20 protein-coding genes are annotated in these 26,531 nt (G+C 38.8%); 6 read left to right on the plus strand and 14 right to left on the minus strand.

Annotation, left to right across the window (positions count from 1 at the left end):
* Positions 1-150: 150 nt before the first annotated feature.
* Together metK and ABDW32_RS11735 are read left to right on the plus strand one after the other, a co-directional pair.
* Entirely contained in the window at positions 151-1,404 is a 1,254-nt protein-coding gene (gene metK / locus ABDW32_RS11730; protein WP_343562570.1) for a methionine adenosyltransferase, read from the plus strand.
* A gap of 82 nt (positions 1,405-1,486) precedes the next feature.
* Positions 1,487-1,891 (plus strand): Dabb family protein, encoded by a 405-nt coding sequence (locus ABDW32_RS11735; RefSeq protein ID WP_343562572.1) that lies wholly within the window; start codon positions 1,487-1,489, stop codon positions 1,889-1,891.
* Here the strand turns inward: ABDW32_RS11735 and ABDW32_RS11740 are convergent.
* From ABDW32_RS11740 to ABDW32_RS11765, 6 genes are read right to left on the minus strand one after another with little or no spacing between them, the layout of a single operon-like run.
* Positions 1,884-3,212 carry a DUF58 domain-containing protein gene (locus tag ABDW32_RS11740; RefSeq protein ID WP_343562574.1) on the minus strand — a complete coding sequence of 443 codons (1,329 nt, stop codon included), beginning with the start codon at positions 3,210-3,212 and terminating at the stop codon, positions 1,884-1,886. The genes ABDW32_RS11735 and ABDW32_RS11740 overlap by 8 nt on opposite strands.
* Positions 3,212-4,201 (minus strand): MoxR family ATPase, encoded by a 990-nt coding sequence (locus ABDW32_RS11745; protein ID WP_343562576.1) that lies wholly within the window; start codon positions 4,199-4,201, stop codon positions 3,212-3,214. The genes ABDW32_RS11740 and ABDW32_RS11745 overlap by 1 nt, the downstream gene beginning before the upstream one ends.
* Positions 4,198-5,391, minus strand: coding sequence for a DUF4350 domain-containing protein (locus ABDW32_RS11750; RefSeq protein WP_343562578.1), 1,194 nt, complete (start codon positions 5,389-5,391; stop codon positions 4,198-4,200). Before ABDW32_RS11750 ends, ABDW32_RS11745 begins: the two co-directional genes overlap by 4 nt.
* Positions 5,388-6,233, minus strand: coding sequence for a DUF4129 domain-containing protein (locus ABDW32_RS11755; RefSeq protein WP_343562580.1), 846 nt, complete (start codon positions 6,231-6,233; stop codon positions 5,388-5,390). The genes ABDW32_RS11750 and ABDW32_RS11755 overlap by 4 nt, the downstream gene beginning before the upstream one ends.
* 28 nt (positions 6,234-6,261) lie before the next feature.
* Entirely contained in the window at positions 6,262-7,173 is a 912-nt protein-coding gene (locus ABDW32_RS11760) for an ABC transporter permease (protein WP_343562582.1), read from the minus strand.
* Positions 7,164-8,126 (minus strand): stage II sporulation protein M, encoded by a 963-nt coding sequence (locus ABDW32_RS11765; RefSeq protein WP_343562584.1) that lies wholly within the window; start codon positions 8,124-8,126, stop codon positions 7,164-7,166. Before ABDW32_RS11765 ends, ABDW32_RS11760 begins: the two co-directional genes overlap by 10 nt.
* 29 nt (positions 8,127-8,155) lie before the next feature.
* Here ABDW32_RS11765 and ABDW32_RS11770 point away from each other — a divergent pair, with 29 nt between their 5' ends.
* Complete coding sequence (locus ABDW32_RS11770) at positions 8,156-8,887, plus strand: RDD family protein (RefSeq protein WP_343562586.1); 732 nt, start codon at positions 8,156-8,158, stop codon at positions 8,885-8,887.
* 231 nt (positions 8,888-9,118) lie between these two features.
* Here the strand turns inward: ABDW32_RS11770 and fabD are convergent, their stop codons facing one another.
* From fabD to ABDW32_RS11785, 3 genes are all read right to left on the minus strand, one after another.
* Entirely contained in the window at positions 9,119-10,009 is an 891-nt protein-coding gene (gene fabD / locus ABDW32_RS11775; RefSeq protein WP_343562588.1) for an ACP S-malonyltransferase, read from the minus strand.
* Between the two features lie 98 nt (positions 10,010-10,107).
* Positions 10,108-11,337, minus strand: coding sequence for a pitrilysin family protein (locus ABDW32_RS11780; RefSeq protein WP_343562590.1), 1,230 nt, complete (start codon positions 11,335-11,337; stop codon positions 10,108-10,110).
* Positions 11,338-11,609: 272 nt separating this feature from the next.
* Positions 11,610-14,459 (minus strand): outer membrane beta-barrel protein, encoded by a 2,850-nt coding sequence (locus ABDW32_RS11785; RefSeq protein ID WP_343562592.1) that lies wholly within the window; start codon positions 14,457-14,459, stop codon positions 11,610-11,612.
* A gap of 225 nt (positions 14,460-14,684) precedes the next feature.
* On the opposite strand from ABDW32_RS11785, the gene ABDW32_RS11790 reads away from it, so the two are divergent.
* Complete coding sequence (locus ABDW32_RS11790; protein ID WP_343562594.1) at positions 14,685-15,281, plus strand: ribonuclease HII; 597 nt, start codon at positions 14,685-14,687, stop codon at positions 15,279-15,281.
* 29 nt (positions 15,282-15,310) lie between these two features.
* Here ABDW32_RS11790 and ABDW32_RS11795 read toward each other — a convergent pair whose 3' ends face one another.
* The 5 genes from ABDW32_RS11795 to ABDW32_RS11815 form a co-directional block, all read right to left on the minus strand.
* Positions 15,311-17,791 (minus strand): YfhO family protein, encoded by a 2,481-nt coding sequence (locus ABDW32_RS11795; RefSeq protein ID WP_343562596.1) that lies wholly within the window; start codon positions 17,789-17,791, stop codon positions 15,311-15,313.
* Between the two features lie 242 nt (positions 17,792-18,033).
* Positions 18,034-18,351 carry a YbjQ family protein gene (locus ABDW32_RS11800; protein WP_077437339.1) on the minus strand — a complete coding sequence of 106 codons (318 nt, stop codon included), beginning with the start codon at positions 18,349-18,351 and terminating at the stop codon, positions 18,034-18,036.
* 3 nt (positions 18,352-18,354) lie between these two features.
* Positions 18,355-19,041 carry a TrkA family potassium uptake protein gene (locus ABDW32_RS11805; RefSeq protein WP_343562598.1) on the minus strand — a complete coding sequence of 229 codons (687 nt, stop codon included), beginning with the start codon at positions 19,039-19,041 and terminating at the stop codon, positions 18,355-18,357.
* Between the two features lie 102 nt (positions 19,042-19,143).
* On the minus strand, positions 19,144-20,934 hold the full coding sequence (locus tag ABDW32_RS11810; protein WP_343562600.1) for a potassium transporter TrkG: 1,791 nt from the start codon (positions 20,932-20,934) through the stop codon (positions 19,144-19,146).
* 117 nt (positions 20,935-21,051) lie between these two features.
* Positions 21,052-22,947 (minus strand): hypothetical protein, encoded by a 1,896-nt coding sequence (locus ABDW32_RS11815; RefSeq protein WP_343562602.1) that lies wholly within the window; start codon positions 22,945-22,947, stop codon positions 21,052-21,054.
* 96 nt (positions 22,948-23,043) lie between these two features.
* On the opposite strand from ABDW32_RS11815, the gene ABDW32_RS11820 reads away from it, so the two are divergent.
* Together ABDW32_RS11820 and ABDW32_RS11825 are read left to right on the plus strand one after the other, a co-directional pair.
* The gene (locus ABDW32_RS11820; protein WP_343562604.1) at positions 23,044-24,081 is read left to right on the plus strand and encodes a hypothetical protein; all 1,038 of its coding nucleotides are present in this window, start codon (positions 23,044-23,046) and stop codon (positions 24,079-24,081) included.
* Positions 24,041-26,497, plus strand: a complete 2,457-nt coding sequence (locus ABDW32_RS11825) for a hypothetical protein (RefSeq protein ID WP_343562606.1) — start codon at positions 24,041-24,043, stop codon at positions 26,495-26,497. The genes ABDW32_RS11820 and ABDW32_RS11825 overlap by 41 nt, the downstream gene beginning before the upstream one ends.
* Positions 26,498-26,531: the final 34 nt, after the last annotated feature.

The raw sequence follows: 26,531 nt of genomic DNA on the forward strand, positions 1-26,531 counted from the left end.
TGATTTGCGTGCTGTTGCATACACAAAGCAACGACAAGGAGATTGCAACCACAGTAAAAAAGTGCTAAAAACCCCTCGCTATCACGGCTCTTATCACTTTGCTGTTATTTCATTTCTAGCGCAAATCCAATATTAAAAATTACGTAAGGCATGGCTTATTTATTTACGTCAGAATCTGTTTCTGAAGGGCATCCGGACAAAGTAGCGGATCAAATTTCAGATGCATTAATAGACAATTTTTTAGCATGGGATGAAGATTCACGTGTTGCTATTGAGACATTAGTGACTACTGGACAGGTGGTTCTTGCTGGCGAAGTTAAATCAAACATCTACTTAGATGTACAGAAAATAGCACGTTCTGTCATCCAAAAAATTGGCTACACTAAGTCTGAATATATGTTTGAAGCAAATTCTTGTGGTGTATTATCTGCAATCCATGAGCAATCTGCAGATATCAATCAGGGTGTAGATCGTAAGACGAGACAAGAGCAGGGGGCTGGTGACCAAGGTATTATGTTTGGTTATGCAAATAATGAAACCGAGAACTTCATGCCACTAGCGCTGGACCTTTCCCACCGTCTTTTATACGAACTAGCCGAGCTACGTCGGGAAAACAATGAAATAAAATATTTGCGCCCAGATGCGAAGTCGCAAGTAACACTGGAATATGGCGATGACCATAAACCAAAAAGAATTGATACCATTGTTATTTCGACACAGCACGATGATTTCGACAGTGAACAAATCATGTTGGATAAGATTACACATGATATCAAAACCATCTTGATTCCCCGTGTTAAAGCACAGTTAAAACCAGAGCTTCAACTGTTATTTAATGATGAAATCAAGTTCCATATTAATCCTACTGGAAAATTCGTTATCGGTGGCCCACATGGCGACACTGGTCTTACCGGCCGTAAGATTATTGTGGACACTTATGGGGGTAAGGGTGCACACGGTGGTGGTGCTTTTTCTGGAAAAGACCCTTCCAAAGTAGATCGTTCCGCGGCTTATGCCACACGTCATATTGCCAAAAATTTAGTAGCTGCTGGGGTAGCTGACGAAATCCTCGTTCAGATATCTTATGCGATCGGTGTAAAGGATCCTATGGGAATTTACGTCAACACCTATGGCACAAGTAAAGTAAATCTCACAGATGGTCAGATTGCTGATAAAATAGCGAGCCTATTTGATATGACTCCTTATGGCATCGAAACACGTCTTGGGCTTAGAAATCCAATCTATTCCGAAACTGCTGCGTATGGGCATATGGGAAGAACACCAAGGAAAGTCACCAAAGAGTTCGAAAGCTCTACAGGGGAGAAAAAACAGGTCGAAGTTGAGCTGTTCACTTGGGAAAAATTGGATTACATTGATAAAGTAAAGGCAGAGTTTGGTTTATAAAACGCTAGATCTTTCAAAATATAAAAGGGGAACAATATTGTTTCCCTTTTTTCGTATCTTAACAATTCTAAACCGTATCATAATGAAAAGACGTAATTTTCTGCTTGCACCTATGGTGCTTGTCACCGCACCCACATGGGCAAATCCGACGCAGTCAGATAATGACCTGCAATCCAATACAATTATCCATGTTGTGAATTTTTGGCTGAAGAAAGACATCAGTGAGAAAGATAAAAAGGACTTTATCGGTTTTTTTGAAGAACTCCGAAAAATTGACAGGATTAAAACACTCAATTATGGCATTCCAGCGCCAACAAATGCACGACCAGTTGTTGATAATAGCTTCGACTATACATTGATTGTTACATTCAAGGATCTTAATGACATTACTGTATATGAAACACACCCTATCCATTTAAAAGCAATTGAAAAATATCAGCATTTTTGGACTAAAGTCATGGTTAAAGATACTTCCATCATTAAATAAGTCCACGTGCCTTTATTTCTAGATACTTATTGATGGAATTTATTGTCAAATTTTCTGGTGCAGTGTAGATGGTCTGAAATCCATTACGGATCAGTTCCTGAACGATAAGCTGCTTCTCATAGATAAATTTCTCAGCAATAATCTGATTGTAGATTTCAATCGTCTTTTTGGGAGTGCTTCTAGCCAAGTCTTCCACTTCAACGTTTTTGAAGACGATAACAACAATGATATGACTCCGGTTTAACATGGAAAGATAATTCATTTGTCTTCTCAAGGAGTCTAATGTCTCAAAATTAGTATAGAGAAAAATCAGTGAACGCTTATTAATATGCGCTTTTGCATAGCTATAAAGTTTGCCATATTCAGGTTCTTCAAAATTTGTAGTCACCTGATATAGTGCTTCCGAAATTTTAAGCATTTGGTTATTTCTCTTTTCAGCAGGAATAAAAACATTCACATCTTTCGAGAAGCTCAACAATCCAGCACGATCTTGCTTTAATATTGTTGCATTTGAAAGAACAAGTGAAGCATTAATGGCATAATCCAATAGTGTAAGACCATCAAAAGGCATTCGCATAGCGCGCCCCAGATCTATGAATGAATAGATTGGCTGGGATTTCTCCTCCTCATACTGATTAACCATTAATTTTTTGACCTTTGCTGTCGCCTTCCAGTTCATATGACGGTAATCATCTCCCTGAACATACTCCCTGACATGGTCAAACTCCATTGCTGACCCAATGCGGCGGATACGTTTTATTCCCAATTCGTTTAGCCTATTACTCGTCGCCAAAAGCTGATACTTTCTCAATTGGATGTAGGATGGATAACATGGGATTTGTTTCGATTGATTGGTTACAAATCTCCTTTTAAAAAAGCCAAAACGTTTCACCAGCGCCATACATCGACCAAATTCATAGATTCCTCTTTGCGTTGGTCGCATTAAATAAGAAATTTCAGTGCTTTGGTATGGGGACAATCGAGTAAAAAATTCATTGTTCCGCATTTGCAGTTGTATGGGAAACTCTTCTAAAATGTCAATCGCTGTACGAAACGGATAAAAGGAATTGACAATTAATTTCATCTGATTTTCATCTCCATTCGACAATTTCTCGGGATATACCCTTGTAATTTCGATACGTCCTTTGCCTGCGAATAATAAGATAAAATCAAAAATCAATACAGCCAGCCACAGCCAAAACACAATCCAGGCAACAAGAAACAACCCCTTTATAAAAAAAGAAATTACAAAACATGTTGCTATCCCCAACAAGGAATAGAAAAACTGATTGCTTAGAAAGAGCTGCCTTAATTTCCCCATTATCTTGGAATTTCTACAGAATTAATGATTTGATCAATAACATAAGAAGTTGTAAAACCTTCCATTTCTCGCTCAGGAGTCAGCATCACCCGATGACCTAAAACCGCAGCAGCTACTCTCCGAATGTCTTCAGGTGTCACAAAATCCCTTCCACTCAAAGCCGCAGATGCTTTGGCCGATTCCAGCAAGGCAATAGAAGCCCGTGGCGAAGCCCCTAACGTTAAGCTTGGATTGGTACGCGTTTTTATGATTACCTGAGCAATATAACTCAACAATTCTTCGTGTACAAAAATTGATTTGATAAGTTGCTGAAACGAAAAAATCTCCTCCGCTGAAACCACATTGTTGACCTGATCCTCTTTATTCAATGCCTTTTGTGCATGATGTTCTTTTAAAATCTCAAGTTCCTGTTCAAGTTCCGGATAATCCACGTTGATCTTAAAAAGAAAACGGTCCAGTTGTGCTTCAGGTAGCCGATAGGTTCCCTCATGTTCGATTGGATTTTGCGTAGCGAACACAATAAATGGAACAGGCAGAATATACGTGTTTCCATCGACTGAAACCTGATGTTCAGCCATACTTTCAAAAAGAGCAGCTTGCGTTTTCGCCGGCGCACGATTGATCTCGTCAATCAAAACAATATTGGCAAAAATAGGCCCTTTTCGAAATTCAAATTCATTGCTTTTTAGATCAAGTATAGATGATCCTGTTACATCCGAGGGCATCAAATCGGGGGTAAACTGAATTCGTTTAAATTCACTACTGATGGTCTTCGCAATCAATTTGGCCGATAAAGTTTTCGCAACACCAGGTAAACCTTCTATTAAAGAGTGTCCGGACGCCAAAATCGAAATCAATAACATATCAATCAATTTATCCTGTCCAACGATAACTTTTTTTACCTCCGACTTTACTTGAGCCATTTTATCATACAAACCCGATATATCAATCCGATTTTCAAAAGATATATATTTATCGAAGTCACTCATATCATTTTTGCTTTATGTTTAAAATCTTCTATATTTTCATTAATCTGTTTTAATCCCTCCAAATCCCTCTGCTGTGTGCCCTGCATTCGAATGATTAGACCGATTAGATATTGTGTTTCAGCTAGAGATACCCCTGATCTTTCTGCCAATTCCTCACAAAACCGCTCTTCTCTTAACGCAAGGGTATCCATATGAAAACGGTTTCGTATATCATGTAAGAAATAATCTATTTTCTTACCAACCATATTACCTGGGCTACCGTTTTCGTAATATAAGGTCGCAATTGTCTCGCAAAATTCTTTGGAAAGATTAGGTTCCGGTTTGACAATCTCCACTGCTCGTTGTTCCCTTTTACTCTTGAACACAAGCAAAAGGATAAGTCCACACAATAATATATACCATGCTTGCCTTAACCCCGTATTGGTTAACAATACTCGCAATGGTGTACTATACTGGTCCCTGTTAGCTTTAAAATCGTACCATGCAATCGGTTTATCGTTTATATAAGATAATGACTTTGCCGCATACGCGTATTGAGAGGCTGAATTCAGCAGATAATAATTTCCAAATAAATCAGGAGTCAGGTGCAAATACAGTTTGCCCTTGCCTATCTGTACCTCAACGAAATTAGGCAATAAATAATCCTGATAAGTGATTCCTCCCAGAATAGTCGTGTTCTTAGGGAGTTTACTAAAGACCACACTTAAATCTGATTTTGCATAATGAATTTTACTGTTATCATTCGTCAGCTTGACCCTTAAATGACTTTTAATATCAACTCCTTTTCTATAACCATAAAAGTCAAAGATCTTAATGAATAAGGTATCCAAAAGATTATGATCAATCGCTTCCGCGATAATCATTGCTTTCCCTCCTCGGGACACATAGTCTAGTAATTTATATTCTGCGGCGTCACCTAAGGAAAAATATGAAGTATAAAATAAAAGGTTTTTATCTGTTCCTTTGATACTATCCAGATATTGATATAATGGACGTTTTACATCCTCATTATGCTGATCAATAATATGTCTTAATTCATGCCGGAGCACATAAGCACCAAAAGGATTTTTATCTTTCGCATCGAAAGTGCGATCCCAAATAATCGGTTTCTTACTCGTTATGTCAATGATACCGATCAACAACAGAACAATGCCCAATAATATCAATCCAAATTTTACTGATCCTTTCATTTAATTTGATTTTGATATTGGTGAAATAATTGTTCATACCGGCTAAAATCTGACTCCTCTAATTCAAATTGCCCAAACCAAACATGGTCAAATATTCTGGTACACTCCTCGAATCCGTCTCGCAAGGAATTGCTCTGTATCTCATTTGCAAATTCTGCATTTGTTTTACTATGCTTCCATTTGATGTGGCCTTCTTGCGCTAACTTTTGAATATTCAATAATTGCAGGTAACGAATGGCCAAAGCATAATTTCTCTGTGCGATTGCATCATTAATATATGGTCGGAGGTCGCTGTTCATCAAGTTTCGCTCCACATAAGTCAATGTATTCAGCGCATCTTCTTCTGACTCATGTTTAATGAAATACTGGTTTTTATTATAAAGCACTTTATAGAGCACAAAAGCGAGCGCTATCAATGCTAAAAAAGCAAAGACGTATCCGAATTCTTCGTTAAATTTATACCTATTATCAGGCATTATACTTCCGAGCCATTCCGAAATACGGGCTAAGATACGCTGCAATACACTAACCTTATCTTTTATATTTTCAGAATAAACAAAATCAGCATGTTCATAACGCTTGATAATTTCTGGGTAGGGATCCATTTTAAACGTCCGCTCTTGACTATATTTGGGAATAGAATCAAATAAATGAGGATCCCAAATTGCATTGCTACTACCTTCAGCTTTAGATTCTGCGACAGCGTCCGTCGCGGCAGAATCTAAAGCGACATCTGCAGAATCCAAGATGGAAATAACTGAATCAACAGCCACCGTGTCTGCAGAATAAGCCTCAGATTCCTCTGTTTGGGGTTTCGGATCACAGCCACTTAATAGCAGCATACAAATAAAGGAAATAACAAATGATATTCTAGTCATCACGACCTCCAATCCGATCAATCATGCCATAAATACGTTCACCAAATTTGAGATCCTTTGCTGTTTCATAAATTATACCATTGGCCAATACACCCGCCATATATAAGAAAAGGGTAAACAACGTAATAAACATCCCCCCAAAAGTCATCAATAATTTTCCCCAGGACGAATCAAAAAAAGCGGTTTCCAATCCTAAAAAATTGTAAGAAATAAGGGAAATAATGATTAAGGGAATTACAGAAATCATCATAACAGCCATTTGGAAGATAAAATTGACGATATACGTTGCAACACCATATTGGATCAGCTTTTTGCTCAACATAACATAGGCATCAGTAAAACAGCTTCCCAGATCGGAATACCCCTCGCGATAAAATAAGAATGAGCTAAATAACCAGATTCCCACGATTGACATCAATATACCAATCGCAAAACTCCCAATAAACGGAATAAAAATGGAGATGGCCGCGATAATTGCCAATGGTATAGACACAACGATCAAAGCCAAAATCATCGCAAATAAGAACATAAAATAGCGACCTATATTGGCGCGGAAGTTTTGCAGAACCTCTTTTCCCGTAAATAGTGTGTTTTTACGTTCCTTCAGCAGAATAAAATATTCAATAGAAATACCATAGACATATAAACCAAGCCCGAGTAATGCCAAAACCAGTAACAAGGCCCAAGTAAACCCATCAATATCTTCAAACGAGCTGCTATTTGCAGAAAATGTAATTTTGGTCGAGAGGAAGTAATATACCAACGCGATTACTGCCAACGGTAATGCAGAGAGCCCAAATATTGTCGATACAAAATGTTTATAGATCAATTTAAAAAGATCTATAAAATTTTGGACAAAATCGCCTATCTTCCGTTCTTTCTGAAATTCAAATTCTACTTCCATTGAAACCGTTTTGCTAATCGATAGGGGTTAATAACATAAAAGAATAAGATAGCGAGTAATGATATGAGTATGATGGATAAGCTCAGCCATAGTGATACATCATAGTATCTTGTGACAAATCCCTCTAATGTACCTGCTATAATAAAAAATGGTATCGTACTGACCAATACTTTCATGGCAATTTTCGCAGTCTGTACAAAAGAAGCCAATCGGGTATAAGATTTTGGAAACAAGATACTATTTCCTATCGCAAGACCACAACCTCCAGCGACAATGATCACTGCAATTTCAATCGTTCCGTGGATCCAAATCGCCGACATCGCTTTCCCCATTACACCATATTGAAAAAATAGCTGATGAAAGGCCCCCAACATAATACCATTGCTAAACAAGATATAACCTGTTCCAATACTCAGAAACAATCCAAAAGCAAAGGCCATGAAAGCCACACGGACATTATTGATCGTAATCCAAATTGCCGAGCCGAAATTACTTCCTTTTCCATAGACTGCAGCAGGATCCCCCGCTTTAATACTTTCTATCGTCGAATCAACATAAAAATCACCCAAGATCAACCGAATAAAGTCGATATCGTAAACCGCAGAAAGAAAACCAATGGCTGATGCAAGAATAAAAATCAACAGGGAGTAACAAAGCTGTCGGCGGATAGACCAAATTGCATGGGGAATCTCCTCGCTAACGAAAGATTCAAATTTATTGTTAGATGCCTTACGATCTTTATAGATTCTTTGATGGGCCGTTACTGCAAGTTCATTTAGGTAACTTCGAACTTTGCTATCCGGATAAAATGTTTGTGCGTAGGCCAGATCATTTGTCAGTTCAATATAGTTTGATGCCAGTACATCCGGATCAACCTGCATATTAATTGACAAATTATTTTCAATTAACGTCCATTTTTCTTTATTTCGTTCTACAAATGATGCTTCTCTCATTAATTTTTTTAACTGGCTAAACCAAATATATGAATAAGCTTGAGATAAACACAGCACAAAATGTAAAAATCCAGTATAATCTTGCCAGCCTTGGTTCGAGGATGATCGCTTTTGCAATCGATTACTTTATTATTGTGTGTTATTTTTTCTTTTGCATGTTTCTATTGGATGCATTAGATATCACGAGCAGAGACCCTTATCTTTTCTACGGCATTATTATGGGGATGACCTTACCTGCATTTTTTTATACTTTGATTACCGAAACGGCCTTTGGGGGGCAAACCATCGGTAAAAAGATCATGAAAATAAAAGTGGTAAAGCTCGATGGTTCTCGTGCTAGCTTTTATCAATATCTATCGCGATGGACATTATCAATTGTAGATATATGGATGACGATGGGCGGTATTGCAATTACAGCTATTGTCCTATCCAAAAATGGCCAGCGCATTGGAGATATTGCCGGTGAAACATCTGTCATCAGTCTGAAACCCAACCTGAAGCTCAGTGATACGATTTATGAAGAAACATTTGAAAACCATCCTATCTTATTCCCTCAGGTCATCAAGTTGAGCGATCAAGATGCAAATACGATCAAAGAGGTTTATCAAACTGCGTTTGATAGAAGGGATGTTGGCATATTGACCGCTTTGGTCCAGCGTCTCGAGGCTGTAATGGAGGTTAAACATCCCGAAAAAATGACGCCGAATGACTTTGTTTTACAGGTCATGAAAGATCACTATAGCATGTTTAAAGATAAATAGGCTTAGCAATAAACGATAAGATCCTTTTCTCCTACTATGTATACCCACCAGAAGTATAGCTTTTTTATTCGCTTTTAACCTAACAAGCTCCGTACGACCTCCGAATAAGTAACGTTAGAATGCAACGTTTATCCGCCCCAATTTGCATTTTGTAAAAAGTACTATGGGGATTTGATGTATAAAAAAGAGCCGATTGCTCGGCTCTTTATATCTTTTGGTCACAAAAACATCTTATGCTGTTGCAGAAGCCGCCGAAGTTTGTACCTGACGATCGACTTTTTTTACTAAACCTTGCAAAACATTGCCCGGCCCAACTTCCACAAATGCAGTAGCACCGTCCGCCAACATATTCTGCACCGTTTGCGTCCAACGGACAGCGCCTGTCAACTGCGCAATCAAATTTTGTTTAATAATAGCAGGTTCCGTTTGTGGCTGTGCATCGATATTTTGATATATAGGACATATTGGAGATAAAATATCAGTGGCTTCAATCGCAGCTTGCAACTCTACTTTAGCAGATTCCATTAATGGCGAGTGAAATGCACCACCAACGTTTAATTTCAATGCTCTTTTCGCTCCCGCTTGTGTCAGCAAGGCACAGGCTTTATCTACACCTTCGATTGATCCTGAGATAACCAGCTGCCCCGGACAATTGTAATTCGCTGCTACAACCACCTCATCTACTTTAGCACAGATTTCTTCTACAATGGCATCTTCCAATCCCAAAATTGCCGCCATTGTTGAAGGTTGCAGTTCACAGGCTTTTTGCATAGCATTCGCGCGTTGGGACACCAATTTCAACCCATCTTCAAAACTTAAAGCACCGGCCGCTACTAAGGCTGAAAATTCACCCAAGGAATGCCCTGCAACCATATCTGGCTGGAAAGAATCTCCTAATGCTTTCGCCAAAATAACAGAATGCAGAAAAATCGCTGGTTGTGTTACATTGGTCTGTTTCAACTCTTCATCCGTACCGGAAAACATAATATCCGTGATACGAAATCCTAAAATATCATTGGCTTTCTCGAACAAAGCTTTTGTTTCTTCGTTTAAATTATACAGGTCTTGACCCATCCCAACAAATTGGGCTCCTTGACCAGGAAATACATATGCTGTTTTCATCTGTTATATTTTTTTCTTTAATGGCGAATGAGAACTCGTAAGCCCGTTTTCATAGTTAAGAACTACGTAACCGCAAATATATAGAATTCTATCAAATATTAGTCTTCTGGAACAAAACTCAATGACAGCATCTTTCGAGGGTCGAATACATCCTGTGCAATACTCAACAGATCCTTGTTATCCAAATGCTGTATTTTTTCGATTACTTCATCCAATAATATAACACGGTCATAATCCATCACATTCTTGGCCGCCGAGATAATCATACTCATCCGGTTCTCCTCCGTTAAAGCGATCTGACCTATAAACTTCTGTTTGGCCTTCTTCAGTTTGATCTCGGATAAAGGTTGTTCGCACATTTTGGACAGCTCCCTAAAAACCAACTTCTTTGCCTTATCAACTTTTTCTTCATCAGTCCCCAGATAGATACTAAATAATCCTGTATCGGAAAAGATCGTATAATTGGATTCAATGGTATATGCAATACCGTATTTTTCCCGGATCGAAAGGTTAAGGATCGAGCCCATCCCCATTCCCCCCAACATATTATTTAAAAGCAACAAGCCCGTTTTACGTTCATCACGATAATCATAGGCCAATGATCCGAGCATATAATGGACCTGATTAATGGGTTTGGGAATTTCAAGATGTTGTACAACAATCGGTTTAACATCGTTTCTGGAACGCAAGATAGTATGCTGTGTTATACCGCCAAAGGTCTTAAGCAGTAATTTTTCCACCTCTTTTATACGATAATTACCTGTAATACCTATAACCATTTCGTGTGTGTCATAGTTGGACCGCATAAAATCTGTAATATCGTTTTTCTGTAACGCCAAAAGCTGATCTTCAAGCCCCAATATATTATGTCCTAAACCTGATCCCTTAAACACAAGATCTTCGAAATCATCGACAATGGACTCTTCTGGACTATCAAGATAAGACGCCATTTCATCAATGATAACGGATTTTTCCTTATCCATCTCCACTTCAGGAAAAGTAGAATGGAAGAAAATATCCTCAAATAGATCGAGCGCTCGATTGAGATAGGGTCGCAGTACAGATGCATGGACACAGGTATATTCTTTTGTTGTATAAGCATTCAGGTCACCCCCAACAGACTCCAGATGATCGATAATCTGTTTCGTTGAGCGCGTCTCAGTTCGTTTAAATAAAAGATGTTCAATAAAATGAGCAACGCCGAACTTGCCCTCCGATTCGTCGCGGGAGCCTGCATTGATTACCATACACACATGCGTTACCGGCAAATTTTGATATTGGAATACCACACGGATTCCATTTGAAAGTCTGATGATTTCGTACTCCATTCAGTTTATGAAATTTCTCTAATTGATCGCTCATCCGCATTTATTTCCTACACCCAAACCGACCAATCTTTTCCTGTTTTTATGTTAATTAGCAAAAAAGATCCCATATAGGTTACAATTCGCTCATTATTGTCACAATAGCTCCCAATTATAGTATACTATTGGTCACACTGACCCTTTGTTGCAATTTCAGCAAAACTAGGGATTTTTAAACGCAAAACGGTCATAGCGAAATCACTATAACCGTTTTTTAGTTAGCTTTTTTGTCCTGCTTACATCCGGGGTCTTCTCATACCGCCATGAAAATCATCCCCCCCTTGAGGATTACCCATCGCAAATTTTTGGAATTTATAGGTAAACAAGACCATAAAATAACGTCCCAAACGGTTGGTGCGGCTATCCGTCGTTAAGAAGCCATCTACAGTACGAGCCAAATTCGTTTGTTGATTTAACAAATCAAATGCTTGCAGGCGCAATGTAACACGCTGATCTTTTAAAAATCTTTGTTCCACATAGGTATTGATAATGAACGGGTTGGAAGATAATCCTTGCCCATAACCTTGATTGAAAGATTTAGATAAATCAGCCCCAAAAATCGTATTCTTCAAAATATTGTATGAACCGATCAACGTTGGTGTCCAAGTCTGGATATCGCTATTCCGCTGTAATAAACTATTTTGCGTATGCGTAAATTGGTAACGGACACCTGGATTAATTTCCAGATTCTCGGATGGATTGTAACGGAACATTAATCCTTGGGTCAGGACAAAATTTCGGGCAACATTTTTCTGTCCGATATTATCATTTTCATCGATAGAAGAATAGCCAATGGTTTTATTCACCGAAATTCCCCCCATCAACATTATATTGAATGTTTTTTCCTTCCAGGATTTACCATAATGGTAAAATGAATTGATCGCATACGGACGATCTCCGGTCTCATTCAAATAACGTGTCTCTGAGATTAATGTTGAGTCAATTTTTCCAGTAGTGGGATCCTTCTGGATAGGACCATAGTATGATTTGTTTAAACTAACAATTTTATTATCCGCCAATGAGCCATTGAGGAACACAAAGAAGTTATTCCCCTTTTGAAAATCGTTTTTACGGAATCTTAAATTCAATTGATGATTAAATTCTGGGTTCAGGTTCGCGTTTCCGTAAACGATATTAGCCGAACTTGTACTCAGATTATAAGGCAATATTTGCGATACACTGGGTTCTGTAGGTGATCCAGAATAGTTTACGGTTAGATTTGATTGACGAGAGAACTTATATTCAAAACGCGCAATTGGCATCCAATTCATATTATTGCGGGAAATCGGAATGACCTCTCCCGAATTAATTGCTGATCCCTTCAAATGAGAGGGTTGCCCGGCCACCCCCACGGAGTAGGTCACCCTATCATTGCTAAATAAATAATTAGCTCCAATCTTATGGGTTACAAAAGCATAATCATAGTTGTAGTCAAGATTTAACTTTGCGTTTTCAAATGCATTTTCAATAATATTGTTATCTCTATCATATCCCTTTTGAGTAATATTATTATCGTATTTATTTTTGTTAAAATCATAAGTTACCTCTAGTTTTCCATTTTTGGATAGCGGTTCAGTATAATTTACCGAAGCTCCTGTATTCCAGCTCTTATTTATCGCATCCTGAACCGTACGTTGGTAAATGTTACTCATGGGTTGGTTGATATTGGACGGATCAGAAATGTACCTGTCGAGTATCTGATTTACGTCTTTATCTGTTTTGGCATTATTATAATTGAAATTGAAAAATAAATTGCGTCCATTATCGTTCAATTTACGGTTATATAAACCACTGATCCCAAACCTTGGCGCTGTGGAGTTTGTTCCAGTTGTTAGTTCTTGCTTATTATCCAAAACATTACTTAAATAAGTAATGGAATTGGTTATCGCACTATTATCTCCCTCATCATAACCAAATTGGGGTACAATCTTAATATAGTCTTTCGCAGTCGGTTTCCACTCCACATTAGCCTCAAAACGATGATTACCCCCAATAGTATTGGAATTTGCATCTACGCTGTCGGCTTGCGATCGGCCTGGCGTTGCATTCACGATATATCTTTGCGAAAGCGTCGTATTATTGCTATGGCTATAACTATAACTTCCGTAAGCGGTCAGCTTATCCGAAAAATCCTTGCGAAAATTCAGTCCAATCGAGCCTATTTTCGTAAGACCATCTGAACCACCAAACATACCACCGCCACGACGTCCACCACCACCTTGACCCCGACGAGCTCCGCCACCTGTTGTGTTGAAATCAAATAGGGGTGCATTGGTATTATTTAAATTACCAAGCACTGAAATCTGCTCCCCCTCACGCATCCCCATCCACATTCCTGTTGCCTGATACCGGTCTTCAGTACCATAACCTGCACGAAGCGTTGTCATGTGACCCTGATTATATTTTGGATCAATCTGAATATTCAAAACCTTTTCGGAATCCCCGTTCTTATTCCCCGTGACATTAGCCATATCACCATAATCGTCAATGATTTGCATCTTTTGGATAATATTGGCCGGGAGATTTTGTGTAGCTGTTTTTACATCGCCACCAAAAAAATCCTTTCCATTGATACGTACACGTTTTACGGATTCTCCTTGTGCGGTGACATTACCGTCTTTATCAACCTCCACGCCCTGCAATTTTTTTAATGCGTCTTCCGCAACGGATCCTTCGCGCAACTTCAGATCCTTCATGGTATATTCCAAGGTGTCACTTTTCACGACTACGGTCGGTACACCATCTACAACGACCTCTTCAAGCATCTGAGAATTCTGCTGTAAGGTCAGACTCGGAATAATGTATTTTGTCTCCCCCTGAGGAAAATCAAACTCTTTTTCAAAACGTTCAAATCCTAAATTAGAAACTGTAATCTTAAACGTATCCGCCTTGATCTTATCGAATATAAAAACCCCAGCCATATTTGAACCCGCCACCATGGAATCCAATTTTGAAGTCAACTTAACAGTCGCTCCGGCAATAACGCGGTTTTTATCATCTTTTAACATCCCTTGTACGCTTCTGCTCTGGCCATAGACAGACCAGCCGATTAACATACTCAACAAAAAAAGCATAAAGCCTCTCATAACACTTATTTTTATATTTCTATAATTGACAAATTATTTGACCGGATGCTCTCCTTTTCGTTTAACCCGCGCCACGCTTTCACCATGCACTAGAGCGCATCCTAAATCTTCACAAAAGAAGATAATATTAATGTTAATTAATGTAAAAGCCCATTATTCACACAGAAGTTACAATGCATAACTCTAATTTTATTTGTATTTTCGTTCATTTACAGAACAATTAAGATGCTACTATCCTATTATCAAGATAAACAAGTCGAAGCTGGATGTGACGAGGCTGGCAGAGGTTGTTTGGCAGGACCAGTCTTTGCCGCAGCGGTAATTTTCCCTGTTGATTATCATCATGAGCTGCTCAATGATTCGAAAAAATTAAGCGAAAAAAAACGGATGGCATTACGTCCAATTATTGAACGAGAAGCACTTGCCTATGCTGTAGCTAGTGTCTCAGCGGAAGAAATTGACCGCATCAATATTCACAATGCCAGTTATCTTGCCATGCACAAAGCGCTGGATATGCTACGAATCAAAGCGGAATATATTATTGTGGATGGAAACAGATTTATTCCTTATCAGGCGATTCCCCATTCCTGCATTATCAAAGGAGACGGAAAATATCTATCTATTGCAGCAGCTTCCATTTTGGCAAAAACCTACCGTGACGAATATATGGACAATATTGCTTCAGATTATCCTGCCTACGATTGGCTCAACAACAAAGGCTATCCGACGGTAAGGCATCGGAGCGCAGTGCTCGAATATGGTTCAACACCACATCATAGAAAAAGCTTTAGAATAACCGACCCACAGCTCAAATTATTCTAAAGCTTCAACCTTAAAAAAGAAACAGCCGATTAGACAGCTGTTTCTTTTTTTGTATTCCTAAATGAGAAATATATTGCCGCGATAATTCCCAATCCAAGCATAATCGACGATATTAAAGTCAATAGATTACCCATTTTGTGTGATTCTGGGTCAAAGACAAATTCAATCTTATGTGTACCTGCTGGCAACTGTAGCGCTCTTAACAAATAATCCGCACGGATAATTGTTGTCTCTTTTCCATCCACATAAGCCTTCCAACCCTTATCATAAAATACCTCCGAGAATACAGCAAAAGCATCATTGGCAGCTGTATATTCATACTGCATTTTATCCGGATGATAAGAAGTCAATTTAATTTCTCCAGTTGTTGCTGCACTCGAGGTTTTCGCTTTGATTTCATTCTGATACTGTTGGTTCACAAACGCTTCTTTGCGCGGATCAAAAGAACTAATCGCTTGCATCTCTTCTGCATTTCCTTTTACAAAGGTTACTTTGTCCACAAACCAAGCATTGCCCGCTGCTGTGCTCCGTCGTACAATACGCTGTGATTGATTTTGAGGATCTGTAGTGATCAAATAACGTACATTGAACATATCCAGCACATCTTCATTGAGCGCTCCATTGAATTGGTTCTCCAAGATTTCCTGAAAACGCATTAATTTAGCGGCATGATATCCCCCTAATGACTTATGGTAATAGGAGGGACGGGCATCAGAAAATGGATCTGTTGTCAAGTCCAGGACACGATAACTAAGATCTTTATCCATCAAGATCAATTGATCGACCTCCCGCTGTTGGAACACTTGCTGCGTAGTTGCTCCTTTCTCCATAAAGGACTTATCATTCAAAAAGCGTTTATCTACGCTCCACAGATCGAATAAGAATAAGACTAACAAAGTACCCAATAAAACACCTTCATTAAGCTTTTTCTTAAGGTAAAACCAAACCAATCCAAATGTGAGTAAAATAATCACAAACGAGCGGTAAGCATCTTTACTTGCGATATCCTTACGATCCAGTACCAATTGATTGGCAAGCTCCGTCGCAAAAGACTTGTCACCAATCTGTTGGGTGAATGACTCTATTAAGTTATTATGACCTGCATTTCTGAAGTTTAAGAACAGATCCGGCATTACACCGATTAATAGACAGACGCCGCCCACACCTGCAAAAGTATACAGCACCTTCTTATCTAAATTTGGAATTTCTTTCGCCCGTGTCAACAATTCATTCACCGTCAGAATAGCCATTAGTGGTACCGTGATGGAAACAAGAACCAAAATAGATTCCACAGCTCTAAACTTATTGTACATCGGGAAATAATCAAAGAATAAATCCGAGACCAATGTAAAATTCTTACCAAATGACAAAAGCAATGCTAATATTGTGGTCGTTAATATCCACCATTTGAAACGATTTTTAACAATGACAAGTCCTAATATAAACAAGAAGAAAACACCGGCTCCAAAATACCAAGGGCCCGAGGTAAAACGCTTGTCCCCCCAATAGGTTGGCATTCCTTGTGCCATCTGTCCAGCCTGAATTTCAGACACTCCTCCTTTTTCCATAAAGAATTTGGCAACATGCGATTTTTCGCCTAACTGCCCGCCACTGGCCCCACCGTAGGCATTGGGGATCATGAAGGTCATGGTCTCGCCAACACCTTGGCTCCATTCATAAGCATATTCCTTATCTAGCCCTTTCTCCTTCGTACTATTATTATCCACTTTCGTGATATTAGCATGCCCACGGGTACTCAGTTTACTGTACTCCCAGGTAGGCAATAAAATGGAGGCGTTTACCATCAAAGCAATGATAACTGCAATCACCTGTCTGCCCGACGCGACAAAAAACTCCTTTAGTTGTTTTTGTTTGATTGCATCGACCAAGGTAAAAATAACGTATACCATCAACGCCATTAACAAGTAATAGGTCGTCTGTAAGTGATTGACACGGATTTCCAAGGAAAGGAATAACGCCAGTAGCACCGGCCCCCACAACCTGCTCCCCCGATAACACATAATCACCGCAGCAATAACAGGTGGTATAAAGGCGATCGCATTTGCCCTGGTAATATGTCCTGCTTCTATATAAATAAAGTTATATGAGGTAAAGGCGATCGCAACCGCACCCACAGCAGCAAGCCAGGGTTTGATGCGTAATACGCTAAAAAGAAAATAGGCGCCCAAAAGATAAAACAGCACCGTATCCATCGGGCTCGGAAAAACAAATTTGACAGCTTTCAGCACATAGGTACCAATGTTATTTTCATTTGCCTGCCAGATCTGATAAGTCGGCATTCCTCCAAACATGGAATTCGTCCACATAGGAGCTTTTCCATCTTTAGCTTTATAGTCAAATAATTCCTTTTGTCCAGCTTGTGCTTGTACCACATCCGACTGCGCGAGGGTCTTTCCCTGCCAAACAGGCGTGAAATAAAAAAATACGAGCACAATAAATAACGCGATAACGATTAAATGTGCCGAATTTACCTTAAACCAATTTTTCATTTATCCTATTAGGTTGTTTAAAAGTCTTAAAAGCCAAACTTAGATAAATTTGTTTTTATATACAATTATAATTATATCCAATCTATTTCAAGATACCACTTCTGGATCGCGAGAGGGAAGATCATACAAATTTCAAGCTCTAGGATACGGCTCCGAATCACGAATACTTCGGATATAGCCTTTGCCCAGATCCTGCACATTCTTACCCAAAATAAAGGCCCAAAATATATAGGGCCTTTGGGTTATTTCATTTTTACGGCAGTTCCTGTTGCTCCTACCATCATCATTCCCCCGGTTCCAACGGTCTGGAAATCCAATCTTACACCAACGACAGCATCTGCTCCCAAAGCCTTCGCTCGGTCTTCTAGCTCCCGCAGGGCGGCCTCCCGGGTTTCCTGAAAAGCCCGCTCATACGAATTGGATCTACCTCCAAAAAAATCTCTAAAGCCAGCCATCATATCTTTAATGGCATTCGCCCCCAAAACAACCTCTGAAGAAACAATTCCTAGATAACGATCGATCTGGTGCCCCTCAATAACACTTGTTGTTGTTAATAACATAATTTATTCTCCTTTTTGAATTAACTTATTGATATTGGACAATTCCCCAAAAACAACTAAGATATCTCCCTCCGCCATAACGGTTTCAGAGGCGGCGATACCGGAGGCTTCTTTTTGTTCCTTGGTGATTCCGTCTGTTTTTGTTTCCGTAATTTTTACTGTCGTCAAAACAATAATTTTATAAAGGTTCGTCAAATTAGCTTCGCGTAGCGTCATACCAACGTACCGTTGCGGAACCTTTGTTTCTACAATAGAGTACCGATCTGAAACCTTAAAGGAATCAACGATATCAATATTATCCAACCGCATCGCGAGACGCTCAGCCGCCTCCTCTTCCGGCATGATATATTCATTGATCTCCATGGCTTCCAACACGGTCTTCTGCAAATCAGATACAATACGGCCAATAATACGTTTTACTTTCAATTGTTTTAAGAGCGCAACCGTCATAAGTGAGGCCCCCTCATCTTCTCCGATGGCAACAATAACCGCATGTGCATCTTTTAATGGTAGCGAAGATACCGCTTCCCGGTCTGTCGTATCCAAACACACCGTATGCGTGATCTTATCTTTGAGCTGTTCCACAATACTGAGATTTCGATCCGCACCGATCACTTCATGACCGAGTTCAGTAAGATGAACACCTAACGAACGTCCGAAGTGCCCTAATCCTAAAACAATATACTTCATAACTCAAACTAAGATAAATTTATTGTATTTGCAAGTTTAATCCTTTTGTTAACAATCCCTGCTTAATGATCTCGTATTCTTATACATGCATAAGAAATACAATTAAAAAAGGATCTTTTCCTCCGGGAATATCATATTCTTTCGGGTTGTATTTTTGATAAATGCAACCAACAAAGTTAACATGCCTACACGGCCGACCAGCATGGTTACGACAATGATCAATTTCCCACCCATGCTTAAGGAAGGAGTTACGCCTAGACTCAACCCACAGGTCGTATATGCCGATAAAGATTCAAAAAGTAAATCCTTCATACTTTTGTCTGGATCAGTAAAAATAAGAAGGAAAAAACTTAGCCCAACCACAAAGAATGACAATAGGATTATCGCAAAAGCTTTATTAACGGATTCACTCGCTATTCTCCGTTTAAAAATTTCAATGTATTCCTTTCCCTTCGCCAAGGAAATGATATTCATAAAAGTAAGCGCCACCGTTGTTACTTTGACACCGCCACCAGTAGATCCCGGAGATGCCCCCACCCACATCAATACCATAATCAGGAAAATAGTCGGAGCTCCAACAAAACTCAGGTCAATGCTATTGTAACCCGCTGAGCGTGCGGCATTGGCCATAAAAAATGATGTGGCCCACTCGCCATTAATACCTTTTTCCAAAGAAAGTGTATTCTTCCGTTCCAAAAAATAAAAAAATAGCGTAGCTGCAACAATTATAATCACATTGCAGAGCAACACCAATTTGGAATTAAAACTAAAGCTCCACGCTTTATGCTTATAGTTTTTCTTTGTAACCAAGCGATGATACCAAAGCAGTATAAACTCTTTTATATAGGTATAGAAGTTCAGCACAATACCGAAACCGAGCCCACCAAGAATAAACAACGAAGACAGCGCCAGCTGAAAGGAATAGTTGAATTTATAGGCTTCGTTGGTAATTCCCCCTGATAAAATGGAGAATCCGGCATTACAAAATGAAGAAATGGAGTGAAAGATCGAAAAGAAAACCATACTCCCCATATTAGGGAAATTACCCCTCTCCAAAGTACTAAAAATCAATACGGCACCAAGAAACTCAAACAATAACGTAATAAATATCATGGTCAGCAACGTTTTGATTACCGAGGCCACCTTATTTTCACCCAATATTTCTCCAAACATCAATTGGTTTTTGAATGAAAATCCACCAGAAAAAAAATAGCCAAAGAATCCGGTAAAGGTCATAATTCCCAATCCACCAACCTGTATCAATACGATAATAACCGTCTGGCCAAACATACTAAAGTTGGTCGAAATATCGGCTACAGACAAGCCCGTTATACAGACTGCACTGGTCGCCATAAACAATGCGTCAACAAAACTGAGTGGAGCCTCTGTTGTTGTTCGAGGCAACATCAGCAAGACCGTCCCTATGAGGATAAGGACTAGAAAACTAATAACAAAAAGTATGGTGGGGTTAAAATAAAAATTGTCAAAAAAGAGGGTACTCTTGGATAGCTCAGCAATAAAAATAATATAGATGCCCAAGTAAATCCACTGTTCGCGTGAAAACACAGATAAAGATTCAATTCCCGCAAAACGGGCTATCAAAATAAAAATAAAGTAAATGAGAATCAGTAGACCTGAATAATGCTCAACAGCAATTTTTCTTAACGCATAAATGGAAGACGACTCCCGTAATGCGATCATAAAAAAAAGTGTAAAAAACATGTAGTGGATTGTCTTTCCCAGTAGTATACCTAACGTTGGATCTGTTACGTACCCCACATTGAATATAACGATCACAGCACAAATCATGCTGGTGTAAAACATGATCTTATCTACTAGACCATTTTTATATTTGAAAACAAATCGAACAAAACTTAATATAGAATCTACCATTATAAACCGCAAACTAAGATAAATTTGCCTTTATTCAAAAATCTATCTACATCTTCCACTCAATGGGCAGGTTATTTTCACGTGAAACGGAATCTACAGGTTTATATCGCCATCTACTTACTCTCCAGGATGCTCTTTCTCCAATTCCTTTTCAGCTTTCTCCCGGTCTCTTTTTCGTTTTTCCTCGATTTTAGCCGCTGCTTTTGCCTCTTCTTCTTTTTCTTCTTTTAATAACTCTTCGGCCGTTTTATGTTTTTTAAATATGCCGGAAAATAATTTCTTCGCTTTCTCCACGCCGCTCACAACCTTCTCGACGCGGTCCGCAGTATTCATCAGTTTAGCTTCACGCTCCGGTCCTAAACCAACACACTGTTTAATTCCCATCAGCAAGCTTTGCCACATAGCCTTGAAAAAGGGATGATTAGGATCCCGATGTTTGTTGATATGCCCGACAGTGTATTTACCATACAGATCTGGGTTGCCGGGATTGAACAAAACCTGATTGACCATAAATGAAAGGAAGCCCTTTTTTTCTCTGCGCCCATCGTCACCGGTTTCAGAAAGTATATTAACTTTTAGGTCGTTATAATCCATCTTAAAGGTTCCTTTACTCCGGTAATCATTAGCCCATATATCAAATACAATCTGTCTCAGATTGCCAGATTTAACCTCAACATTCAGCAAAGGCCGGATCATTTTATTGACAACCGTTAAATCCATCTGTCCCAGACTACCCTTATACGTGTAAGCCCCAACTTTCGAGGTCATATCAAACACAAAATTGGTCAGCAGCTTTCCTGAATTCATAAAATTAGTACTCAGATTAGCACGCATCAACTTTTGTTTGAGCAACTTTGTCGAATCGTTTGTTACATTCAATATTGTACCATAGGTATGGTCAAAAGTAATGGTTCCTATTTGGCTATATTTATCGCTCATCTCTGAATAGGAAATGCCAATATTATCCAAAATCAGCGAATCAATTCCCAGCCTGGTCGACATCTGCATCAATTTCATATGGGGTGCATTTCCGATCTGCCGGGTAGCAGGACTCTTATAATGCTTATCACTATAAATGGAAAGATGTCCATTTTTTAAGAATGCTTTTTGAGCATAAACTTTTTTATCTCTCGAAAGCTGTCCAAAATTAAACTCTGACAACTGCAGTGTGTCCATTTTAAAAACCACATAACTCCCACCTTCCCCTTTCTTCTTATAATATGCGGCTTTGTTCAATGTCGGCTGATAGGCTACTTTAGTCAAAAGGACATTTCTTTCTTTACTATTGATCTTGAGCTTATCAAAGTTAATTTTATAAAATCCATCCGGAGTTTTATAGGTAAAGCCTGGTACTTCGATATCGATCATTTTGGTATGATAAAAACGCTCTTTATCCTGTTCCGACGTCGAATCAATAAGAACATCATCTATCCGTACTTTAACTTTTTTTATTTCAAAGTCCTGATGTACACCCTTTTGAACCTGCGTATATTTAAAATCAATATCATTCAGATTGATGGCTTCAACATGAATCTTCTTTAAGTTATCTTTTATCTTCTCGTATAATGGTTTTTTAGGCCCATGGCTTACGGTGTCGTTATAACTGTGCACTTCGTTTATAACATGTATTGTAGGTGTATCTACAGTAATATCGTGCAGGAAAAGCTCTTTATCCATCAACACTTTACGAATGCCAAAACTTTTAATTTTAAGCTTGTTGATGATGATAGCATAACGGTTGTCCGGAGCTTTTTTCATAAGCTCCAATTTCTTATACACTGTACTATCTGGAATTAAATGAAGGTTATCAATAGTTAGATTGCCCAGCGCCAAATTAACATGGATATCATCATAGTGCACCGTATAAAGACCGTCCGTAGCCTGCAAAACCAACTGTTTTATTTTAGCATCCAACATTGGCTTCCATTTATTGCTAAAATACATAATGCCCCCAGTCAAAGCCAGAAGGATAAACACAAAAATTCCAATGATCCACTTAAAAATAGGCTTCATAAAGTCACAATCTCTTTGTAATTTAGTCTTTATTTATTGAATAGCAAACAAGAACAATTCCCCTTTTGTTTTCAAATACGATTAAATAAAGCAAATATGCAGCTCCGAACACGCGTTTTTTTATTTCTTGTACCGTTTTGGCTACTTATATTCAATTCTTGTTCAAATTCAAAACCCGAAACAGGTTTCTATTTTTGGAAAACGGTTTTTCAACTTGACACGATAGAACAACGGGCGCTAAAAGAAGTCTCAGCGCAATCTATCTATATACGGATTATGGATATAGACCTTGACCCTTCGGGTGTTCAGGCCATCCCCATTACTCCTATCACCTTTTCACGGCAAGTCCCTAAAGAACAAGCGATCATACCTGTTGTATTTATCAATCAACGCATTTTTGCAGAAATGGACAGCCTACAGATAAGAGCCTTGGCCAGTAAGATTGTTCCATTTGTCACCGCAAAAGTCAAGCAGGCTGGCAAAGAAAAATTTAACGAGTTACAACTGGATTGTGACTGGACACAAACCTCACGGGACAAATTCTTTTATTTGCTCAATTACATTCAGGAATTACCCGATTTAAAGAATGTTATTGTCAGCTCAACATTAAGGCTACATCAAGTGAAGAATACCGTAACAAGTGGAATTCCACCAGTAAAGAAAGTGACCTTAATGTGCTACAACATGGGCAACTTACGTCAGTTTGGAAACCAAAATTCTATTCTAAACCAACAGGATCTAAACACTTATTTAAGTGGGACACTCCGTAATTATCCATTGGAAATGGACATTGCACTTCCCCTATTTCAATGGTTTGTGGTTTTTAGAAACAATAGTTATATCGGCATTTCAAAATATATCAGCGAGCAGGATATCAATAATAAGGCTTTATTTACCCCTAATCCGAACAGCAGCTTATATATTTTAAAGGTTGACCTCCCCAAAGCAAACCTCAAAAAAGGAGATATCGTACGTTTTGAGAAAGTGACACAAAACGATCTTCTACAAACGGCAAAATTTTTGAGAGGGGAATTGAAAGGAAAAAAACATCAGATTATTTTTTATCACTTAGATCAAGCTACATTAGCAAATCATGGCAATGCCGAATTACAGGAAATTATTGGTGCTTTTTAGCAGCACACTTGCATTTTTCTTCGGAGAAATCGCGACAAATATTGCTTGTGGTCCCGAGGTGGATCCCTATGACAACCAAACGACCTATTATCTTCCGAATCTTGAAGATAACGGGTTTTCTGCATTTCAATACATTCCCTACCAGTTTCTCTATACGGAAGAAGCTCCGATTCAAGAAAGTCTCGTTAATAGCGAAGCATGGGCAAAACATTTGGGCTCCGCAGTAAATGCAAAAGATATCGAACAATTCATGTACCGGAGCGACTCGGCAACAGCTGAGTTGGTTAGTAATCAAAAAAAATCTTCTTGGAGTAATCTTCCTGACTCCATCAGAGGAAATACATTTGTACAAACCTTAATTGACGGCAAACACGAACCTGAGCGAGCTTATTTTGTTTTTACAAAAAAACAAGAGCCCATTACAAATGTTCAGCACAATTATTGGGATCCCGACACGCGGAATTTTAAAGAGATTGTACATTATGCTGAACTCGCCGAGACGCAGATCAACAAACATAAAAAAAACAGCTTCCTCTTTGTGCGTTACGCTTATCAGGCCGCTCGCCTATATCTATTTGGTCAGGAGTATGCTAAAAGTATCGCAGTCTACGAAAAATATTTACAGCCCATTAAAGGGAATGATGCAATTCTAAATTGGGCACTTTCCAACTATGCCGGTGCCGTCCGTAAAAATGGAGATGGAGCCAAAGCAGCATATCTTTTCTCCAAATTATTCACCGCAAGCCCCGAAAGACGTGTTTTGGCCTACTCAAATTTCCATTATATCACGGCCTCTGATACCGAAATTTTTCAATATGCAACAAATGCTGCTGATAATTTTAACATTAACGCCATCATTGGATTCGGCACAGGAGATCGCACCATGAAATATCTAAACGCCTGTTACAAACTGGACCCAGCCAATACAGTAAATGCTGTTTTGCTAGGAAGAGAAGTCAATAAAATAGAAGGCGATATGAATGAGTCTTTTTATATCGGCTATGGCGAAAATTATAATTATTATTCCCGTAACGAGGATAAAAACACAGTTAAACAACACTTGGATTCCCTTCGCGATTTTGCCTTAAACCTTTATAAGGATAAAAAATACGTCCAACCGCAACTCGGCTTGATTACTGCGGCCTATTTAAGTTGGATGAATAAAGAAAATGATCTGGCTAAAAAATACATTGCCCTGGTCAAGGAAAGTGACCTGAACCCCAAGCTAGCAGATCAATATCAGATAACGATGTTACTTACGCAGTTAGCCGATTGGCAAACCAGCAAACAGATTGATCAACCAAAGCTGGTCAAGACATTAGCGTGGCTGGAGGAGAAGGCTCAACAGGACGGCAAAAACTCAAGCAACAAAAAAGAATGGAGCTATAGTGCTTTTGAGTACAGCAATTACAGTTTAATTGCCAGAAATATTCTCCAGAATCTTGTCGTCAAACACTACCTCAGCACTCAGGATACAGCTATGGCAAGTTTAGCCGCTGTAAAAGCAGATATCTTCTATAATTATGGCGTCGCAAAAGATTCACTTGAAGACAATATGCAATGGTCTACCATGCATTTTTGGGAAAATAGTCTCACACCTAAAACATTATTAAAAATAAGAGCTCTACTATCCGACAACAATCAGCAAAACACATTATCCCGTTTTTTACTGGAAGATATCAAGCATTTTAATAGAGATTATCTGACAGAACTATTGGGTACTGCATACTTGCGGGAGCTGGATTTCCAAAAAGCAGCGATAACACTGCAAGCACTGCCAAAAAACCATAAAATAAAAGAAATAAAGAATTGGTACAGTGAAAATGAAGATGACATTATACCAAATCCATTCATTGTTACCATCAATGACTATCCTAAAAAATACGGAAAAGAGAATACGACCAAACTAAAATATGCCGAGCGCATGGCCCGTTTGGAAAACGCGATAAAAAACGAGAAAAATAATCAGAAAAAGGCGGATTATTACTTTCAGATGGCTACAGGAATTTATCAGACCAGTACCTATGGAAACGCGTGGTCATTGGTTTCCTACGACTGGGCCTCTTCGGACAGTCACGCAGCCACAACTGTCCATTGGAAACGTAACTATTTGCAGACAAAATCAGCAAAAGAGTGGTATGGCAAGGCCCGCTCATTGAGTTCAGACAAAGAATTTAAAGCCAAATGCACATTCATGCTCGCAAAATGTGAACAGAAGGATTTTGTTTATACGGATGATACACGCTGGCAATATTATGATTCCCCCTTGAAAAACCCATTCTACCGTTTTTCGCTGCAAAATAAGTACTTTAAGGAATTAAATACACAATATAAGGATACACCGTTTTTCAATACAGCTTCAAAGGAATGCACCTATTTAAGGGACTACATAAATCTGACTCAAGCTATTCAATAAAAGACGCTATTAGCGCTTAAATACAGAAAGGCTT

The organism is Sphingobacterium sp. (genome assembly GCF_039596235.1).
In the GTDB taxonomy this organism is placed as follows: domain Bacteria; phylum Bacteroidota; class Bacteroidia; order Sphingobacteriales; family Sphingobacteriaceae; genus Sphingobacterium.

What these genes read in the sequence shown, in the direction of transcription:
- ABDW32_RS11755 (WP_343562580.1), bottom strand. Translation starts at nt 6,233, where the DNA reads ATGCTGCTATTAAGTGGCTGTGATCCGAAACCCCAAACAGAGGAATCT.
- ABDW32_RS11805 (WP_343562598.1), bottom strand. Translation starts at nt 19,041, where the DNA reads ATGAAGTATATTGTTTTAGGATTAGGGCACTTCGGACGTTCGTTAGGT.
- ABDW32_RS11800 (WP_077437339.1), bottom strand. Translation starts at nt 18,351, where the DNA reads ATGTTATTAACAACAACAAGTGTTATTGAGGGGCACCAGATCGATCGT.
- ABDW32_RS11785 (WP_343562592.1), bottom strand. Translation starts at nt 14,459, where the DNA reads ATGAGAGGCTTTATGCTTTTTTTGTTGAGTATGTTAATCGGCTGGTCT.
- ABDW32_RS11760 (WP_343562582.1), bottom strand. Translation starts at nt 7,173, where the DNA reads ATGGAAGTAGAATTTGAATTTCAGAAAGAACGGAAGATAGGCGATTTT.
- fabD (WP_343562588.1), bottom strand. Translation starts at nt 10,009, where the DNA reads ATGAAAACAGCATATGTATTTCCTGGTCAAGGAGCCCAATTTGTTGGG.
- ABDW32_RS11740 (WP_343562574.1), bottom strand. Translation starts at nt 3,212, where the DNA reads ATGGGGAAATTAAGGCAGCTCTTTCTAAGCAATCAGTTTTTCTATTCC.
- ABDW32_RS11770 (WP_343562586.1), top strand. Translation starts at nt 8,156, where the DNA reads ATGAATAAGCTTGAGATAAACACAGCACAAAATGTAAAAATCCAGTAT.
- ABDW32_RS11780 (WP_343562590.1), bottom strand. Translation starts at nt 11,337, where the DNA reads ATGGAGTACGAAATCATCAGACTTTCAAATGGAATCCGTGTGGTATTC.
- ABDW32_RS11735 (WP_343562572.1), top strand. Translation starts at nt 1,487, where the DNA reads ATGAAAAGACGTAATTTTCTGCTTGCACCTATGGTGCTTGTCACCGCA.
- ABDW32_RS11810 (WP_343562600.1), bottom strand. Translation starts at nt 20,934, where the DNA reads ATGGTAGATTCTATATTAAGTTTTGTTCGATTTGTTTTCAAATATAAA.
- metK (WP_343562570.1), top strand. Translation starts at nt 151, where the DNA reads ATGGCTTATTTATTTACGTCAGAATCTGTTTCTGAAGGGCATCCGGAC.
- ABDW32_RS11790 (WP_343562594.1), top strand. Translation starts at nt 14,685, where the DNA reads ATGCTACTATCCTATTATCAAGATAAACAAGTCGAAGCTGGATGTGAC.
- ABDW32_RS11750 (WP_343562578.1), bottom strand. Translation starts at nt 5,391, where the DNA reads ATGAAAGGATCAGTAAAATTTGGATTGATATTATTGGGCATTGTTCTG.
- ABDW32_RS11825 (WP_343562606.1), top strand. Translation starts at nt 24,041, where the DNA reads ATGGCAATGCCGAATTACAGGAAATTATTGGTGCTTTTTAGCAGCACA.
- ABDW32_RS11795 (WP_343562596.1), bottom strand. Translation starts at nt 17,791, where the DNA reads ATGAAAAATTGGTTTAAGGTAAATTCGGCACATTTAATCGTTATCGCG.
- ABDW32_RS11745 (WP_343562576.1), bottom strand. Translation starts at nt 4,201, where the DNA reads ATGAGTGACTTCGATAAATATATATCTTTTGAAAATCGGATTGATATA.
- ABDW32_RS11765 (WP_343562584.1), bottom strand. Translation starts at nt 8,126, where the DNA reads ATGAGAGAAGCATCATTTGTAGAACGAAATAAAGAAAAATGGACGTTA.
- ABDW32_RS11820 (WP_343562604.1), top strand. Translation starts at nt 23,044, where the DNA reads ATGCAGCTCCGAACACGCGTTTTTTTATTTCTTGTACCGTTTTGGCTA.
- ABDW32_RS11815 (WP_343562602.1), bottom strand. Translation starts at nt 22,947, where the DNA reads ATGAAGCCTATTTTTAAGTGGATCATTGGAATTTTTGTGTTTATCCTT.